Annotated in this window: 15 protein-coding genes and 1 pseudogene; 6 read left to right on the top strand and 10 right to left on the bottom strand. The window is 40.6% G+C overall.

The window, feature by feature from the left end; translation table 11 throughout:
* Positions 1 to 2 precede the first annotated feature (2 nt).
* From JWQ54_RS11890 to JWQ54_RS11875, 4 genes are all read right to left on the bottom strand, one after another.
* Positions 3 to 3164, bottom strand: coding sequence for an efflux RND transporter permease subunit (locus JWQ54_RS11890; RefSeq protein ID WP_299584913.1), 3162 nt, complete (start codon positions 3162 to 3164; stop codon positions 3 to 5).
* Positions 3165 to 3275: 111 nt separating this feature from the next.
* Positions 3276 to 4481: an efflux RND transporter periplasmic adaptor subunit gene (locus JWQ54_RS11885; RefSeq protein WP_299584911.1), complete on the bottom strand. Its 1206-nt coding sequence runs from the start codon at positions 4479 to 4481 to the stop codon at positions 3276 to 3278.
* Positions 4482 to 4932: 451 nt separating this feature from the next.
* Positions 4933 to 5691 carry a LytTR family DNA-binding domain-containing protein gene (locus tag JWQ54_RS11880; RefSeq protein WP_299584909.1) on the bottom strand — a complete coding sequence of 253 codons (759 nt, stop codon included), beginning with the start codon at positions 5689 to 5691 and terminating at the stop codon, positions 4933 to 4935.
* Positions 5688 to 6761 carry a sensor histidine kinase gene (locus JWQ54_RS11875; RefSeq protein ID WP_299584907.1) on the bottom strand — a complete coding sequence of 358 codons (1074 nt, stop codon included), beginning with the start codon at positions 6759 to 6761 and terminating at the stop codon, positions 5688 to 5690. The genes JWQ54_RS11880 and JWQ54_RS11875 overlap by 4 nt, the downstream gene beginning before the upstream one ends.
* 283 nt (positions 6762 to 7044) lie before the next feature.
* On the opposite strand from JWQ54_RS11875, the gene JWQ54_RS11870 reads away from it, so the two are divergent.
* Together JWQ54_RS11870 and JWQ54_RS11865 are read left to right on the top strand one after the other, a co-directional pair.
* Positions 7045 to 9897: an outer membrane beta-barrel protein gene (locus JWQ54_RS11870; RefSeq protein ID WP_299584905.1), complete on the top strand. Its 2853-nt coding sequence runs from the start codon at positions 7045 to 7047 to the stop codon at positions 9895 to 9897.
* A 95-nt stretch (positions 9898 to 9992) separates the two neighbouring features.
* A complete protein-coding gene (locus tag JWQ54_RS11865; RefSeq protein ID WP_299584903.1) occupies positions 9993 to 10562 on the top strand; it encodes a YceI family protein in 570 nt (189 codons plus the stop codon).
* 311 nt (positions 10563 to 10873) lie between these two features.
* Here JWQ54_RS11865 and JWQ54_RS11860 read toward each other — a convergent pair whose 3' ends face one another.
* Positions 10874 to 11158 (bottom strand): DUF1905 domain-containing protein, encoded by a 285-nt coding sequence (locus JWQ54_RS11860; RefSeq protein ID WP_299584901.1) that lies wholly within the window; start codon positions 11156 to 11158, stop codon positions 10874 to 10876.
* Positions 11159 to 11192: 34 nt separating this feature from the next.
* Between JWQ54_RS11860 and JWQ54_RS11855 the strand changes: the two genes are divergently transcribed.
* Positions 11193 to 11351, top strand: a complete 159-nt coding sequence (locus JWQ54_RS11855; protein WP_299584899.1) for a hypothetical protein — start codon at positions 11193 to 11195, stop codon at positions 11349 to 11351.
* 167 nt (positions 11352 to 11518) lie between these two features.
* Here JWQ54_RS11855 and JWQ54_RS11850 read toward each other — a convergent pair whose 3' ends face one another.
* On the bottom strand, positions 11519 to 12919 hold the full coding sequence (locus tag JWQ54_RS11850) for an ATP-binding protein (RefSeq protein WP_299584897.1): 1401 nt from the start codon (positions 12917 to 12919) through the stop codon (positions 11519 to 11521).
* A 167-nt stretch (positions 12920 to 13086) separates the two neighbouring features.
* On the opposite strand from JWQ54_RS11850, the gene JWQ54_RS11845 reads away from it, so the two are divergent.
* Together JWQ54_RS11845 and JWQ54_RS11840 are read left to right on the top strand one after the other, a co-directional pair.
* Positions 13087 to 13368, top strand: coding sequence for a GNAT family N-acetyltransferase (locus JWQ54_RS11845; RefSeq protein WP_299584895.1), 282 nt, complete (start codon positions 13087 to 13089; stop codon positions 13366 to 13368).
* An 81-nt stretch (positions 13369 to 13449) separates the two neighbouring features.
* Positions 13450 to 14088 carry a (4Fe-4S)-binding protein gene (locus tag JWQ54_RS11840; RefSeq protein WP_299584893.1) on the top strand — a complete coding sequence of 213 codons (639 nt, stop codon included), beginning with the start codon at positions 13450 to 13452 and terminating at the stop codon, positions 14086 to 14088.
* 43 nt (positions 14089 to 14131) lie between these two features.
* Here JWQ54_RS11840 and JWQ54_RS11835 read toward each other — a convergent pair whose 3' ends face one another.
* The 3 genes from JWQ54_RS11835 to JWQ54_RS11825 all read right to left on the bottom strand — a co-directional run bounded on the left by JWQ54_RS11835 (position 14132) and on the right by JWQ54_RS11825 (position 15075).
* Positions 14132 to 14293, bottom strand: coding sequence for a hypothetical protein (locus tag JWQ54_RS11835; RefSeq protein WP_299584891.1), 162 nt, complete (start codon positions 14291 to 14293; stop codon positions 14132 to 14134).
* 89 nt (positions 14294 to 14382) lie between these two features.
* A complete protein-coding gene (locus JWQ54_RS11830; RefSeq protein WP_299584889.1) occupies positions 14383 to 14760 on the bottom strand; it encodes a hypothetical protein in 378 nt (125 codons plus the stop codon).
* Positions 14761 to 15075 carry a hypothetical protein gene (locus JWQ54_RS11825; RefSeq protein WP_299584887.1) on the bottom strand — a complete coding sequence of 105 codons (315 nt, stop codon included), beginning with the start codon at positions 15073 to 15075 and terminating at the stop codon, positions 14761 to 14763.
* A 69-nt stretch (positions 15076 to 15144) separates the two neighbouring features.
* Here JWQ54_RS11825 and JWQ54_RS11820 point away from each other — a divergent pair, with 69 nt between their 5' ends.
* Positions 15145 to 15480 carry a hypothetical protein gene (locus JWQ54_RS11820; protein ID WP_299584885.1) on the top strand — a complete coding sequence of 112 codons (336 nt, stop codon included), beginning with the start codon at positions 15145 to 15147 and terminating at the stop codon, positions 15478 to 15480.
* Positions 15481 to 16152: 672 nt separating this feature from the next.
* Here the strand turns inward: JWQ54_RS11820 and JWQ54_RS11815 are convergent.
* Positions 16153 to 17277: pseudogene (locus JWQ54_RS11815) on the bottom strand (translational GTPase TypA); the annotation flags it as partial.
* Between the last annotated feature and the right edge of the window lie 69 nt (positions 17278 to 17346).

Genomic DNA, 17346 nt, shown 5'->3' with positions numbered 1-17346 from the left:
AATTATTTAGCCGGTATAACTGCATCATCGTCCTCATCCTCTTCAAGGTTCCGTAAATGGCGCGCGCCGCTTACTTTTTCCTGTAAATGCTGAAAAACGATAAACAGTACCGGTATGGCAAATACTCCTAATAAAGTACCTATAAACATCCCGCCTACAGCACCTGTACCTATTGAACGGTTGCCTATAGCACCTGCTCCGGTTGAGAACATTAAAGGCATTATACCAAAGATGAAAGCAAATGAGGTCATTAATATCGGCCTTAAACGGGCTTCAGCGCCTTCAATGGCAGCCCGTAAAATTGGCATCCCGGCGCGCCTGCGTTCGAGCGCGAACTCCACTATCAGGATAGCATTCTTTGACAATAAGCCGATAAGCATAATCAGCGAGATCTGTACATAAATATTACTGTCAATACCCGCAATTCTTGCAAATACATAAGTGCCTGTTAAACCTATTGGCAATGAAAGTAATACAGCAAATGGCAAAATATAACTTTCATATTGGGCGCTCAATAAAAAGTAAACAAATACCAGGCAAAGCAAAAATATGTAAACAGATTGGGTACCGCTTGAGATCTCCTCACGGGTTAACCCCGAAAATTCATAACCATAACCGGCAGGCAGCTTCTCGGCAGCAACAGCTTTTATGACATTAATTGCATCTCCCGAGCTATACCCGGCGTTTGGCTGCCCCTGAACAGATATTGCTGTAAATAAGTTAAAGCGGGATATAGATTCAGGGCCGAACACTTTGCTAAGCGTAATAAACGCTGTTATAGGTGCCATGGTACCATTGCTGTTCCGCACAAAAATCTTATTCAAACCTTCCGGGTTGTTCCGGTATGCATAATCGGCCTGTACCATTACCCTGTATTGTTTACCAAACTGGTTAAAGTTTGAAGCATACAAACCGCCATAATAGCCTTGCAGGGTATTTATAATAGAAGTTACTTCAATCCCTGCTTCCTTACACTTGGCTACATTTACATCAACCTGGTATTGCGGAAAATTGGGATTAAACGGTGTATTTGCATTTTGAATTTCCTTACGTTTATTTAAGGCTTCTAAAAAATCAGTGCTTACTTTGTACATCTCGGCAGATGTGTGGCCGCCTTTATCCTGCAGCTCGAACGAAAAACCGTTTCCAGATCCAAATCCCTGGATAGTGGGTGGTGAAAAAATGAAAATGCTGGCCCCATGAATGTCGCCGATCTTTCCATAAAGCTGCTGGATAACCTTTTGTATCCCATCATTTTTTCGCTGGTCCCATTTTTTTAGCTTAATGATATCCATACTGTAGGCGCTCCCGCTGCCTGCAGTAAAGCTAAACCCAATTATTTGCAGCGTGTTACTTACTGATGAAAATGTATGGGCAATGCTGTCAATATGGTTGGTTATAGCACTGGTGCGCTGCATGCCTGATGCAGGGGGCAGGCTGATACTTACAAAAATAGTACCCTGGTCTTCACTTGGCACAAAGCTGGACGGCGTGGTTTTTATAAGGATGGTGAGCGACACGGCAAATATCACAATTGCAGTTACCACTATCCATTTTTTTGCAGCTAACCAGGTTACCGACTTTTCATATTTTTTGGTTACTGTGTAAAAAGCCTTATCAAACCGGGTATAAAACCAGTTGAAAAATCGTTTCTTTTTGTGCTCTTCAGAATGCGGCTTTAGAAATATAGCACATAACGCGGGACTAAGTGTTAAAGCGTTTACTGCCGAAAGAAGGATAGCCACTGCCAGTGTAATACCAAATTGTTTGTAAAATACACCGGTTGAACCGGTGATGAAAGTTACCGGTAAAAACACCGCCGACATTACCAGCGTAATAGAAATAATGGCCCCTGAGATTTCTTTCATGGCATCAACTGATGCTTTGCGGGCAGATCTATAGCCTTTATCAAGCTTGGCATGCACGGCCTCCACAACCACTATGGCATCATCAACCACAATGCCTATGGCCAAAACCAGTGCAAATAGCGTAAGCAGGTTAATGGTAAAGCCAAACAGGTTTAAAAAGAAGAAGGTTCCTACAATTGCAACCGGAACCGCGATAGCAGGGATAAGTGTTGACCGAAAATCCTGCAGAAAAACAAACACAACAATAAAAACCAATATAAAGGCCTCAATAAGGGTGCTGATCACTTTTTCGATAGAAGCGTTCAGGTATTCATTGGCATCAACCAGGTAGGTGAGCTTTATGCCTTTTGGAAACGATTCAGAAGCTGTTTCCAATATTTTTTTTGTATTGTTGATCACATCGCGGGCATTGGACCCTGATGCCTGGGTAATACCAACACCGATGGAGGGCATGCCGTTAGTTTTCAAAACAGCAGAATAATCTAATGCACCCAGTTCAATGCGGGCAACATCTTTTAAATGCAGTAGCTGGCCTTTACCAACTGACTTAATAATTATGTCGCCAAATTGTTGGGCAGTTTTAAGCCTGCCTGTATACTTTATTACATATTGAAAAGACTCGTTACTGTTTTCTCCAAATTTTCCGGGAGCAGCTTCAATGTTCTGCTCGTTTAAAGCATTTGTAATATCATCGGGCACAAGGCTGTAGCTTGCCATAACATCCGGTTTTAGCCAGATCCTCATAGAGTAATCTTTTGATGTAAAGATCTGCGTATTACCAACACCGTTAACCCGCTGTATTGCAGGGACAAGATTTATCTGGCAATAGTTCTGCAAAAATGTGTCGTCATAATCCTTATTCTCGCTGTATAACGAGAAGATCAGCAGGTTGCTGTTCTGGCTTTTCGCAACGGTAACCCCCGCCTGGGTTACAACCTGTGGCAGCAGGCTTACTGCCCTTGATACCCGGTTCTGAACGTTTACCGCTGCAAGATCGGGGTTTGTGCCTACTTTAAAGAAAATGGTTATCTGGGCCGAGCCGTCATTGCCTGCGCTGGAGGTCATATACGTCATGTTCTCCACTCCATTTATTTGCTCCTCAAGCGGTACAATAACACTTTTAAGTACAACATCGGCATTTGCGCCGCTGTAGTTAGCTGATACGAATACGGTTGGCGGTGCAATATCAGGATATTGTGAAATAGGTAGATTTATCAATCCTATAATACCCAATATAACCAGCAGTACTGAAATAACCGTTGAAAGTACAGGACGCTCGATGAATTTTTTTAACATATTATTTTAGTCTTGAGTCTTAAGTCTGTAGTCTTAAGTCAGAAAATGTATTTGCTTTTACATCCGGATCCAAGACTACAGACTTAGTGCTCCGGACTTTAGACTAAAAACTTATTTCAAATCTTTATAAATAGCATCCACGCTAACCTCTGCAGGCTTAATCTCTGTTCCGTCTTTTAAATTATTTACGCTTTCGGCAATAACCTTATCGCCGCTTTTTATGCCTCCTGTTACAATATAAAATTGGCCCGGGGTATTTTCCATAGTTGTTATTGCAACGTTCTTAATCTTGTTCTGTGCATCTACCACATAAACAAAGCGCTTATCCTGCAGCTCATAAGTGATGTTTTGGGGAACCAGGATGGCCGACTTTACCCTGTTAGGGACACGGACCGTAGCACTGCCGCCACTTCGCAGCAAACCTTTAGGATTGACAAATGCTGCCCTGAAATTTGCAGAACCGGTATTGGTGTTGATAAGGCCGTTAACGGTTTCTACCTTGCCGGCGTGCTCATAAGTTGTTCCGTCAGACAGGATCAACGAAACTTTCGGGATGTTATTTAATTTGGATTTGATTGATTTACTTGTACTGTCCCGGCTAAAATCAAGCAGGAGCTTTTCGTTCATGGCAAAATAGGCGTAAACAGTGGCAGTATTATAAACCGTTGTTAAAGGCTCGGTAGTGGTGCTGGTTACCAGGCTGCCTAGTTTATAGGGTAATGAACCAATAACCCCATTAACCGGACTGGTAATGGTTGTATAGCCCAGGTTAACTTTGGCGTTAACCAGTGCAGCTTTGGCCTGCGCCAATGCAGCTTGCTTTGTTTGTAAAGTATTCTGTGCCGATTCGAGCTCGTAATGGCTGATAATATCCTTTTCAACCAGTGGCTTAATCTTATTAACCTGCAGGGTGGCGGTATTTACATCGGCCTGTGCAGTTTGGATCCCTGCTTCGGCGGTGCGTACATCCTGTTCATATTGCGGAGCTTTTATTTTAAAAAGCAGCTGCCGTTTTTTTACCAATGTACCTTCATCTACGTAAATACCTTCAACAAAGCCATCAACTTTTGGTCTTATCTCTATGTTTTGAAGTCCCTGGATACTGGCGGGGTAATCGGCATTTAAAGTAGCCGAACGCGGTTGTAAAGTAAGTACTTTGTAGGCGGGTATTGCCGCAGGGCCCTGTGCGCTTTGGTTCCCTTTACTGCCGCAACCGAACATTAACAGTGAAACAGGGAGAGCCAGCAACGCTGTTTTTAGCAATTGATTAAAAGGGCGGACAGTTAAGGGTTTGTATAAATTGTTGTTATTGTTCATTTTGTGACAGAAATAATAGGATTGCTTTTAAGGCGCGCAAATATAATAGCATTAATTAAGAGTCAAGAATCAAGAGTCAAGAAACAAGACAGATAAATCCCGAATATTAACTTGTATAATTAAATTTATTCTCAAACGTTCATTTCTATGTTACAGGTTTATATAAAAATTAGCCGCTTTTCTTCCTATCTCTTGATTCTTGTTTTTTGAATCTCACTTAATAAGCTGTAAACATTGTTTTTATTAGGGGGGAGAGAAAATTATTTCAATCCAATAGGTTTTATTTTAAACAGTTTGCCCTGTTATTTAAATGAACCCGGATAGGTATGACGCACGAAGAGCCGATGTGTTACAAACCTTTTATCCTTTTTGCAACCTTATCTTAGGTTTTATGAATAATTAACAATAAGAAACCTTTCAACTTTCCAACATTTCAACCTTGCAACTCTTCCTACACCCACTTACTTAAAAACTGGCTGAACGCTTCTTTATACTGATCGCCAACGGTAATGTTGATCTTGCCGATCTGCAGCGCATTGCGGGTGATCGAATTGATCTTATCCAGCGAAACAATGAATGACCGGTGTACCCGCATAAAGCGTTTGGATGGCAATTTTTCTTCCAGTGATTTTAAGCTGGTGAGCGATAATATTGGCTTTTCTGTATTTTTTAGCCACACCTTCACATAATCTTTTAACCCCTCAATGTACAGGATATCATTAAGCGCCAGGCGTACCAACTGGTACTCAACCTTTAAAAACAGGTATTCATCCTCAATTCTTTCTTCGGCAACAACCGGTGCAGAAGCCGCAGCAGGGGTAGCATTTGATTTTTCAACCAGCTGGTTATAAGCTAAAGCTTTGTGGGCTGCATGCAAAAACTCCTCGTAATTAAAGGGCTTAAGCAGATAATCGAGCGCATCAACGCGGTAACCTTCAAGTGCAAACTGATTGTAGGCGGTAGTGAAAATTATGCGGGGTTTATTGGTTTTACTGTTATCAAGCACGCGGGCCAGCTCAATTCCGTTCAGATCAGGCATCTGGATATCTAAAAACAGCACATCCACCTTTTGCGCATGTATCGCTCTTAATGCTTCAACCGCGCTGGAATACCGACCCACCAAATTCAAAAATGGCGTTTGCTCAATAAACGAGCATACCAGGCCAAGCGCCAGGGGTTCATCATCAACAGCTATACAATTAATTATCATGATAAATTGAGCGTTAAGTGAACTAAATAAATATTTTCAGCAGTGCTTTCATTTATAACTAAAGTATGTTTGCCGGGGTACAACAGATCGAGCCGGCGTTTGGTATTATTAAGGCCTATGCCGCTGCCTTCCTCTAAGTTATTACTTTGTTCCTTAATTATGGAATTAATCACATTTAATTCAATCACAGTATCCTTCTGGCTTACAGTTATACTAATGTTACTTGGCTGTGTAGCGCTAACGCCGTGTTTAAAAGCATTTTCAATAAACGGTAAAAATATCATAGGTGCAATTGCCATGTCCTTTAACGCGGCCGGCGCAGTAAACTCTATTTTAACCACATCGGTTAAGCGCAGCTCCATCAGACTGATATAATCTTTTATAAAAGCAATTTCCTGGCTTAGCAGGGTGGTGCTATTTTGCGTATCATACAATACATAACGCATCATGCGCGAGAGCTGGTGAATGGCCTTGCGCGATACTTCAGCATTTACGTGGGTTAAGGCATAGATATTATTAAGCGTATTAAAAAAGAAATGCGGGTTGATCTGCGCTTTAAGGAATGATAACTCGGAACTTACCCTGTCCTGTTCCATATCCTGGTGCATTTGCTTGTCTTTCTGCCATTTTTGTATAGTTGTGATGCTGGTGCTGATGCCTAAAACCAGGGCAATGTTAGCTAGCATAATAAAGTCCCAGCTATGGTCTCTGCCACGACGGTGTTTTGGCGGCCCGCTTTTATGAAAAGCCGCGTCCATTAATTTATGAATATTAAACCATTCATCCATGTAAATATTCAGCAGCACAACAACTATAACAATACCGACAATTATCAAAAAGTAAATGCCGGTATTATTTTTCAACAGGAATTTTGGAACCAATACAAACGAATTAAGATAAAAGGCAACAGCCAGTGAGCCTAAAATGATGATCTCCTTTATCCATAGTTGATAAGGCACCACTATGTTCCAATTAAGCGGCGGAGAAAAATAGATGAGCCCGAATACGCCCCATATTAATATGTGGATGACTATAGTTATCAGCTTACTTTTTGATTTTGGTATTATCATTTCCTAAATAATTTATAATCAAACGCTTATGGCATTGATTTATAACAACAATATTACAATGCAAATCAACATAAACCCAATCAAAATCTATGAGCAGTCAAAGTTTACCGACGGACAGATAAAAAACATCTTTATAAACTGCATTTGGTTTACTGCTGCAAAAATTAAGCTTTTATAGGTTAAAATTGAGGCTTGATCTACTTTTAATAAGTCCCTGTCTATTCTGTTTTTGGGTGATGTTGCTTTGATATTTATTTGCAGCATCTAAAACAGAACACAAGATATGAAACTAATATACTTTTTTATTGCCGCACTGCTTTTAACAAGCCTTAACAGCTTTGCACAAGCAGGGCGCGATGTACGGGGAACCGTCATTGATACCACAAAAGCAACCTTGGCCGGATCGAGCGTTAAGCTAATAACCGACAAGGACAGCGTAACAACCATAACCGACTCAAAAGGCGCTTTTATTTTTAACGGGATAAAAGCCACACAGTTTAGCCTGGTGGTGCAATCAATAGGTTATGAGCCCATAAGGCGCCGTATGGGTTTGGATAATACAAACAATACGGTGTTTTTAAAGCCTATTACCCTAAAACCATCAACCATTGTGTTAAATGGGGTTACTATTACCGATGTGGTGCCGGTTAAAATAAAAGAGGACACGGTTGAATTTAGTGCCGCCGCTTATAAGGTTAGAGATGGCGCACCTGTTGAGGATGTAATAAAAAAGATTCCCGGTGCTGATGTTGATAAGGATGGTAATATCACCTTCCGCGGAAAAAGTGTAACTAAAGTAAGGGTAAACGGGAAAGATTTTTTTGGCGGTGATTTAAAAACAGCCACACAAAACCTGCCCGCAGATGCTGTGCAAAATGTACAGATGGTAAATGACTACGGCGACCAGGCCAACCTTACAGGCATAAAGACCGGCGACCCCGAAACTATTTTAAACATCAACATAAAACCCAGCCGTAACCATGGCTATTTTGGGCAGGCCAGCGCAGGCGAGGGGCGTGACGCCATTCCGCAGGTTGCCGGCACGAAGGAGGGTAACCGCTTTTTAGTACAGGCCAACGTGTTTAATTTTAATGATAATCAGCAAATAGCCATATTGGGCAACCTTAATAATACCAATACCAATTTGTTTAATTTTGGCGGCCCCGGCGGCAGGCAGGGTGGCGGTGGAGGCCCGCGGGGCGGCAACAACGCAACCAATGGGATCACTACTGCCCGTTCACTGGGCTTTAACTATCGCGATTCGTGGGGGAAAAAGATCACTGTTTATGGAAGCTACAGCTTTTCTAATAACTCTACCAATACCATCAGTTCAACGCTGCAAAACAATATCTCGCTGATGAACCCAAGCACCAACTCGCAGAGCAGTACTCAAATGGACGAAACGAAGAACCACCGGATTAACTTCAACATGGAGTACAAGCCCGACACTATTAATTATTTAAAGGTAAGCCCGTCATATTCATTTGCCGGTGTTAACACTACGCAAAATGGTTCAAACCTGCTTACAAATGATTCCACCACCATATCAAACTATAACTTTAAATCGTTAAGCCATTCATCGGCGCCAAACTATGGTATTAATGCTTTGTATAACCATCGTTTTAATGGCCATGGCCGTAATTTTAGTATTAATTTAGGCGCAGGCAGATCAACCAGCAACCAGTATCAAAACCCGGTTTACACTTATCTTGATAGCGCCGCCCATGCCCCGCTAAACCAGTTCATCAACACAAACAGCCATACCGATACTGTCGGTACGTCACTTTCATATATTGAGCCTTTAGCCAAAAGATCATACCTGGAGGTTAACCACAACTTTCGCCGCTCATATACAACTGCCGATAAAGAAACCGATACGCTTGCGAGCAACGGGACTAATATTAACAACTATGCTTTGCTGAGCAACAACTATAATTTCACTTTTATAACCAATCGTTTTGGGCTAAACTACCGCTTTGTTGAAAAGAAATACAATTACGTATTGGGCGTTACTGCACAACCATCCGTTTTAAACGGGTACTCGCCAAGCACCGGGCAAAGCACACATGTAACTTCGTTTAACTTTTCCCCCAATGCACACTTTATCTATAATTTCTCGCGTACACAATCCATAAGTGCTAATTATAGCGGTGGCAGCAGTCAGCCAACGTTTTCTGAATTGCAGCCTGTTACTGATTTCTCAAATGCATCGTACCCTATAACGGGTAACCCTGATTTGAAGCCGGAGTACAACAACAAGTTCGATTTTAGGTACAACAAATTTGATTTTGCATCAGGCAATGTGTTTTTTAGCAATTTTAGCTTTACGCAAACCAACAATAAAATTGTATCAAACACGATAACTTACCCATCAAACTATACCCCAAACAGCAAACTGGCGGGTACCATTGCTACCGGATATTTAAATGCCGATGGTTATTATTCTGCACAAGGCTTTTATGTATTTGCCAAGCCATGGCAAAAACGCAGGTATAACCTGTTCTTTATAGGAAACCTGTCATACAGCAATAATATTTCATATATCTCTAATGCCGACGCTTCAACTTTTGACATAACTACCGAAAAAAATATAGCTAAAACCATTGTTGCCTCGCAAGGCGTGCGTTTCAGGGTTGATATTACTGATATAATTGATGCTGAAGCCAGTACCACCTATAGTGTTAATTCATCAAAAAACTCTATTGATCAGCCGGGTATAAATGATAACTTCCGGAGCTGGCAGTTAGGTTTGAACGGTAAAAACTACTTTTGGAAAAACTGGACACTTAGCTACGATTATACTAAGACGCTTTACTATGGTTACAAAGGCGCCACTAACCCTAATTTACTGAACACTTATGTTGAGCGCCGATTTCTGAAAAACAATATGGCTGCCATCAGGGCAGGTGTTTATGATGTATTTAATGAAAATACAGGCTATACCAGCACACAAAACGGCAACTACATTACGCAAACTAACGCAAACAGGTTAGGCAGGTATTACCTGTTAACATTTACCTACAGGTTCACTAAAATGGCGGGTAAGGCTCCTGCCATGGGTCCTGGTGGTCCTGGCAGGGGCTTTGGCGGCCCTCCTCCAGGTGGTGGCGGTCCGGGTGGCCCCGGAGGTGATTAAACTTTAACCGGGTTATGTTGTTAAACATATTTATTAGCCATAGCTTAATCAATTATAGATAATATTAATTATAAACTAATTTAAATTCCACAAAAATGAAAAAGATCAATTTATTAATTGCTGTTTTACTAACAAGCAGCACACTATTTGCGCAAACGAAATGGAATGTTGACAAAGCCCATGCAAAGGTTGGTTTCACCGTAACACACATGATGATATCAGACGTTGACGGTAATTTTAAAAGTTTTGATGCCAGTATTACTTCGTCAAAACCGGATTTCAGTGATGCTGTTTTTGATTTGTCTGTTGATGCCTCTTCAATAAGCACCGATAACGATATGCGCGATAATGATTTGAAGAGCGATCATTTTTTTGATGTAGCAAAATATCCTAAAATCACTTTCAAAAGTACAGCAATAAGTACAGTTGGGGATAAAACTTATAAGTTAACCGGCAATTTAACCATGCACGGCGTAACAAAGCCAGTTGTTTTAGACCTTACATTAAAAGGCATAGGACAAAACATGAGGACGCACAAACCAGTAGCAGGCTTTAAGGTTTCAGGAACAATTGACAGAACGGACTTTGGCGTAGGTACTGCACCGGCTACAGTTGTTAGCAATAAAATAGAACTCAGGGCAAACGGCGAATTCGGGCAGGAATAAAAAAATGCTCAATTGACGCTGATAAGACGCTTTTATTTGTAACACTGTTGCATTTGAAGCGTCATATACGTATTGTTATTGAAAATAAATTAAATACTTAAAAAGAGCTTATAGATCTTAAATGATCATGAGAAAAGGCACGGACGTGAGATACCCGGCCTGGATTTAGTTGATTGTTATTGATTTTATTGGTAACAAAGCGTCCCGGGGTGAAATACGGGACGCTTTTTTTGTTTTTTAATGAAGTTCAAGAAGGATTTTGTTTTTCTGAATTCAGGACTACAGGATGAAGAATTAGTGCGTTATAAAACCTATTCTTTTCCATCAATCCTCTCTTCCAACCTCACAATAACATTGTCTCCTTCTTCTTTGTCAATAATCTTTCGCATTTCCGCTTTTATGGGAAGCTTATGCGTGCCATTGCCCAATGCCATAAAAGAGCTCCGGAAGGGATGGCCATCAACTGTGCCCTGTACCTTTACTAATCCGCGGGTTTTAAAAAACTCAACAGATTCTGGCCATATTATGTAGGTCCACCCGCCTTTATTGGGGCTTTTTTGCAGGGTTGCTGTAAATTGTTTGTTTAAAGTGCTCATGTCAATATAGATTAAATTTAATTCCTATTTCCAAATGCTGATGATAACTGTGATCAGTATGATCCCTACCAATCCGTCTCCAGCGTGGATAGCGGCAAGCTTCCATGGTACTTTGTCATGTATTACAGAACAAATATACTTCCAGGAAAAAAGAAAAGGAGGTGTCGTTAATGACAATGTAAGGGGGGGATAGTGACATGGATCTCACCTAAATCCTCCCAAAAGGAGGGGATTGGAAAAATAAGATCATTGCGAAATCGGCATTCCGGCTTCCGCATTCAAACAAATCCGAAATGGAACACCCGGCTTCCGCGTTCAAATAAATCCGAAATTGAACATCCGACTTCCGAAATTAAAAACTCACCCATTAATAGGAAAACATACGATAAACTCCGTATGCCCCGGAACTGATTTTATTTTAATTGAGCCCTTATGCTGGTTTACAATACGTTGTACCACTTCAAGCCCCATGCCGGTGCCTTTGCCCATTTCTTTGGTGGTAAAAAACGGATCAAACACTCTTGATCTGATATCTTCGGGGATGCCGGGCCCATCATCAATAATGGATACCTGCACAAACTCTTTATCCTTTTCGGTTTTTATGGTTAATGTGCCCTTGCCGTTCAATTCCATCGCATCAAAGGCATTATCAATAAGATTGGTCCATACCTGGTTAAGCTCACCTATCAGCGCTTTTACCGGTGGCAGGTTAAGGTCATAATCTTCTACAAGTGTTATATTGCCTTTCTTTTTCCTGTAGCCAAGCATAGTAAGTGTATTGCGGATGCCAATATGGATGTCGGCATATTCCTTATCTGCTCCGCGGTCCATGTGGGTAAAGGTTTTAACAGATTTTACCAGCTCAGCTATCCGGCGCGATGATTCCTGGATATCTTCCACCATTTTTTCGGTTACCAGCAATGTGTTTATCCAACCAAAAACGGGTGATAAAAAAGCATCAGGAATATGCTTTTTAAAGTTTTCAAGGTCGGCAACTTTAAAATTAAAATCCACAAAGTTTTCAGCCAGGTCATAAGCGTCTTCAACTTCCAAATCATTAAACCAGTCACCAAGTTCTTCTTCGCGTTTGGTTTTTTCTTTTAAAGATAGCTTTGGTCTCTCAGTTTCGGCCAATACACGAAATAGCTCGTCATTAACGGCATCAACCTGTGTGCAGTCCATTTGAATGGCAATTATCTTTTTAAAGGTCTCCGGCTCAAGGCGCAGGTGTTCGCGCAGCGAAACAGAATCGCGCACAATGGCCGATGCGGGATTATTTAGTTCATGTGTTAAGCCTGCTGATAGCTTTCCCAGTGCCATCATCTTTTCATTTTGCTGCTGAAAAGCTGTGAACTCGCGTACGCGGTTACTCATAACATGTACCAGTGCCTGCGTAAGCTCAAACTGATCCTTTATCATTTCCCGTATCCTTTCGGTCGGGAACGTGAGGATGCGCACATCACCCTGGGCTTTCATGTACACGCTTGCAGTTTTGCCCCTCGAAAAGGGCAGGTAACCAGTGATGTTCCCCACGCCAAACGTACCCAGTTCGCGCTTACTGCCGTTTTGCATAATAAATGCATAAAATTCACCGTCAATTATAAAATGCGGCCCAGCCATTGGCTGGTCGGGCTTTATAAAAACAGTACCTTCCGGCAATATGCGTTCTTCGCAATTAGCTATCAGCCATTGCAGCTGTTCGTCGGGAACGCTTTTTAAAGCATCAAAGTTTTTAAGGGTGGCAACTGTTACGGGTTCCATGTTAGTAATTGGAGATTAGAGATCAGTAGTTACTCTGAAAGTCCGAATGTAATTCATTCTTCATAAAAAAACTAATCTCTGACCTCTAACCTCCAATCTCTCTTCAAAATATCGTATTTTTATGACAAAAAACGGAATGTTCCGGCTTTGAACCATGAATGAAACAAATGCAGGTACAAAACAAAAATGATGGCAAACGCGGAGCTTTTTTTATTGAGGATGATGGTAAAGAGGTAGCATTTATGCATTATATTTTTTCGGGGGAGAGTAAGCTTATTATTGACCATACTGTAGTGGATGAGGCTTACGAAGGAAAAGGTCTTGGCCGCCAGCTGGTGAAAGCGGGTGTGGAATATGCCCGTGAGCATAAAATGAAGATCTTGCCTTATTGCCCGTTTGCAAAAAAGATCTTTGCAATTACGCCGGAGTTTGCTGATGTATTGTTTTAGTTCATGATTCATAGTTAGGTTCATAGCAGGAAGATGGCGCAATAGATATTTGAATTGTTGAAAATAGTAAAATAGTGGAGAATGGAATACATATTAGAACAACCGGTAATTACCAGCATTGGCACAGAAAAATATAAGTGCACGGTTGAGTGGCGCAATGGCAAATTTATTTCGGATGAGCCGGCGTTTAATGGCGGAAAAGATGCGGGACCGGATCCTTATACGCTGCTCCTTTCCTCGTTGGGGGCCTGTACTATTACAACGCTGCGCATGTACATTGACCGCAAAGGCTGGGACATCCCGCAGATAGCAATTGCAATTAACATGTTTTTTAAACAGGAAGGCGAAAAAAGGATTACGGTTATTGACCGGGATATTAATTTTTTATCGCCTGTAACTGATGAACAGCGCGAACGTCTGGTACAAATAGCTAAAGTTTGTCCCGTTTCAAAAATAATGGAAGGCGGGATCCAGGTACGCACGTTTGCTTATACAGGCACGGATACAGAAAACACGCACGCCTACACCAATGGGAATGTTACCGTTGAATGGCGCCCCGAACTTTGCAAACACGCTGCAAGATGTGCTACCCAACTGCCGCAGGTATTTAACCCGGCCGCAAAACCATGGATAAATGTGGATGGGGCACCAGGTAAGGAAATTGTCGAGCAGGTGGCTAAATGCCCGACTGGGGCGTTGAGGATGGGGAAGAAGAAGTGATTAGAGGTTAGAGATCGATTCTAAATGTAAAAATAAAAGAAGATCACTCATTTATCCAACGATCAAGATCTTCTTCAGTAATATTTTTCTCTTCAATTGCTTTCTGAATTTTTTTTTGAAGTTTACCAGAAAAATATTTAGCTAATAATTGTTTAATAGCAAGCAGATCTTCTTGCTTTGGTTGAAAAGAATAAATGTTTAACAATTCTAATTGTAAAGCACTTAATTTTTGATTTGCATGGCGATATTGCTTTTAACAAAAATACACATTTTTTGAAATAAATAAATCCGGTATTAAGTTGATTTATCCCTAACCTCTACCACCGGCTCATTCATCACCTTATAAAAAAATACCCCGCCAATAATATAGAGCAGCACGTCAACCCAATCGGCAGTATAGGTTTTGGAGAGCATCGGCAACAATCCTTCAAATACTAATGCCACATAGACGGTTATAAAAACAACGTGCCATATGGATAGCACATAATAGTTGCTTTTAATAATAACTACTCTTTGAAACCACAGGCCGAGGTTGGCAATAATTGGTATGGCAATGGCATCATCAACATAACCATTAATAAAGGGGAGTGGATGGTTTAGCTTTCGCATAATGAATACAACTAGCCAAATAAGACAGCCCGCAATAAACCATTTATTAAGCAGTGTTTTCATTTAGCCGGGGATCAGGCTAATTAACACTATTATTATGGTCACAAATACAAAAAATGCTATTTGCAGGCCTATTACCCACCAGCGGAGGACACCTAAAGTTTTTTTGCATAAGCGCTTAAATGGGCCATCGGTAGGTTTTATAAAAAAGTAGTCGTTTTCCTTTTGTACCTCGCCTCTTATCTTTTTCTCCACCTCGCGCGAAAAGCGCCGCGATTCCAGGAAGCTGTCGCAATAAAGGCACCTGTCGTCAATATCTCCGGCCCATAACGTCCATTTCCCGCACTTCGGGCACTTTATTTCTCTAACCTGGCTCATTTTAAAACAGCTAACCAAATATAAAAAAATAGCGGGGCAATATGAAAGGGTGGGTGCAAATCACGTAAAATGAAAAAGGACAACCACAGAGGCTGTCCTTCAATTTCTATCGCGGTTGTTAAACCTTATTTATTCGCTGTTTTTTTTGCAGGGAACAATGGTAAAATAATAACTGCTAACAAGGCAACAACTTCTAATACAACTAACATGTCTTTGGGATTTAAGTATTTATTTATTAAACGATTAATAGCTTTGAGAAAAGAAAATAATTCTTTTCTGTACCAGGGAGGCGACACAAAACATGCCATTTTTAATAAAATATTTTTTGGTCAAAAAACAGCAAAAACGAAAATTATTAAAAAATTAAATTCACAAAAAAAACGCGTGTATTTTCATTTTTTATAGATATTTTAAATATTCTTAACCCAAAAAAAGTGTAAAAGGAAATATTAGCTGCTTTTTTGGGACGATATTATAAATAAGCACAAAAAATGACTGTTGTAAAGACAGATATTAACTTCAGGATAAAAAATTAATTCACGGAGTTTTTGGCATAGGCATTTGAATAAAACTATCCGCCATGTTTCACCTCCTTTTAAAAAAAAGACATTTAAAATAATATGATTGATGATTACTTAGCTCATAAAAATAAATAATTGACAATTTGTCATTAAGCATGACAAGCGCATGTTTTTTCCAAAATTTTTCCAAAATTTTCCATGACAAGATACTGACAAAGTGACGATTGTGGTTTTGTCAAATAGAATCCTATAATATTTCTATCCTAACAACCTTCGTTTGCTTTTCATCTACCATACAATAGGATGTCGCAATCAGAAAAGTAAACAGCGCGAGGTGTCTCATCAGGCAATAATACGGGTGAACAGGTTTATTATCTCTCCAAAAATAATCAACATACTACTGCGAGCTAACATCATTTAACAGTTGAGTAGGGTGACCGGCCCGTCCGGAAGTGTCACTATATAGTCAATTGCAATTATCGTGATGGTAATAAACAATAAAAGGCTAATGGATTTTACACCATCAGCCTTTTATTTACTTAATTCAGTAGATTAATTACTGATTAACAAACCTTTTAGCATTAATTCTTCTTTCATTTTCATTCAAAAAGATCTTACGTAGGCGGATACTTTGCGGGGTAACCTCAATGTATTCGTCGGCCTGTATGTATTCCATTGATTCTTCAAGCGAGAATTTTATAGCAGGAGCAATACGCACGTTAGTATCGCTGCCTGATGCGCGCATGTTAGTTAATTGCTTGCCTTTTGTAAGGTTAATAACCAAATCGTTATCGCGGATGTGCTCGCCTAAAACCTGCCCTTCGTAAACATCAACTCCCGGATCAATGTGGAAACGACCACGATCCTGTAATTTATCAATTGCAAAGGCAGTGGTTTTACCGGTATCCATTGATACCAATACACCATTTAAACGGCCGGGAATAGTACCCTTCCATGGCTCATAAGCTTTAAAACGGTGTGCCATAATAGCCTCGCCGCCTGTAGCAGTTAATACGTTGTTACGTAAACCGATAATACCACGTGCAGGGATATCAAATTCAAGGTGTTTTAAATCGCCTTTTGGCTCCATTACTAACAGGTCGCCTTTGCGCTGTGTTACCAGCTCAATAACTTTACCTGCTACTTCGCCCGGTACATCAACTATTAAAGTTTCAATAGGCTCGCATTTAACACCGTCAATTTCTTTGATGATAACCTGTGGCTGGCCAACCTGCAGCTCATAACCTTCGCGGCGCATGGTTTCTATCAAAACTGATAAGTGGAGAATACCACGGCCGTATACTAAGTAAGAGTCAGGCGATTCGGTTTCAACAACCTTAAGCGCCAAGTTTTTTTCCATTTCCTTGTATAAACGATCGCGCAGGTGGCGTGAAGTTACAAACTTGCCTTCTTTACCAAAAAACGGTGAAGTGTTAATGGTGAACAGCATGTTCATGGTAGGCTCATCAATTTTAATAACGGCCAATTGTTCTGGTTTTTCAAAATCAGCAATGGTATCACCAATATCAAAACCATCAATACCAACAACAGCACAAATATCGCCCGAGCTAACTTCGGTAGCTTTAACCTTACCTAAGCCTTCAAACGTATATAATTCTTTTATCCTGGTTTTTATGATGGTGCCATCGCGTTTTACCAACGATACCGGCATGTTTTTCTGGTTTGTCAAATTGGGCATTGTTTTCGCCATTATAAAAACCTTCAATACTTACTACAGAACAAATATCGC

This window comes from Mucilaginibacter sp. (assembly GCF_028288225.1).
GTDB lineage: Bacteria > Bacteroidota > Bacteroidia > Sphingobacteriales > Sphingobacteriaceae > Mucilaginibacter.
This window is presented reverse-complemented; position numbering and strand designations above follow the sequence as displayed.

Coding starts and splice junctions, on each gene's coding strand:
- JWQ54_RS11890 (WP_299584913.1), bottom strand. CDS start 3,164: ATGTTAAAAAAATTCATCGAGCGTCCTGTACTTTCAACGGTTATTTCA.
- JWQ54_RS11885 (WP_299584911.1), bottom strand. CDS start 4,481: ATGAACAATAACAACAATTTATACAAACCCTTAACTGTCCGCCCTTTT.
- JWQ54_RS11880 (WP_299584909.1), bottom strand. CDS start 5,691: ATGATAATTAATTGTATAGCTGTTGATGATGAACCCCTGGCGCTTGGC.
- JWQ54_RS11875 (WP_299584907.1), bottom strand. CDS start 6,761: ATGATAATACCAAAATCAAAAAGTAAGCTGATAACTATAGTCATCCAC.
- JWQ54_RS11870 (WP_299584905.1), top strand. CDS start 7,045: ATGAAACTAATATACTTTTTTATTGCCGCACTGCTTTTAACAAGCCTT.
- JWQ54_RS11865 (WP_299584903.1), top strand. CDS start 9,993: ATGAAAAAGATCAATTTATTAATTGCTGTTTTACTAACAAGCAGCACA.
- JWQ54_RS11860 (WP_299584901.1), bottom strand. CDS start 11,158: ATGAGCACTTTAAACAAACAATTTACAGCAACCCTGCAAAAAAGCCCC.
- JWQ54_RS11855 (WP_299584899.1), top strand. CDS start 11,193: ATGCTGATGATAACTGTGATCAGTATGATCCCTACCAATCCGTCTCCA.
- JWQ54_RS11850 (WP_299584897.1), bottom strand. CDS start 12,919: ATGGAACCCGTAACAGTTGCCACCCTTAAAAACTTTGATGCTTTAAAA.
- JWQ54_RS11845 (WP_299584895.1), top strand. CDS start 13,087: ATGCAGGTACAAAACAAAAATGATGGCAAACGCGGAGCTTTTTTTATT.
- JWQ54_RS11840 (WP_299584893.1), top strand. CDS start 13,450: ATGGAATACATATTAGAACAACCGGTAATTACCAGCATTGGCACAGAA.
- JWQ54_RS11830 (WP_299584889.1), bottom strand. CDS start 14,760: ATGAAAACACTGCTTAATAAATGGTTTATTGCGGGCTGTCTTATTTGG.
- JWQ54_RS11825 (WP_299584887.1), bottom strand. CDS start 15,075: ATGAGCCAGGTTAGAGAAATAAAGTGCCCGAAGTGCGGGAAATGGACG.
- JWQ54_RS11820 (WP_299584885.1), top strand. CDS start 15,145: ATGAAAAAGGACAACCACAGAGGCTGTCCTTCAATTTCTATCGCGGTT.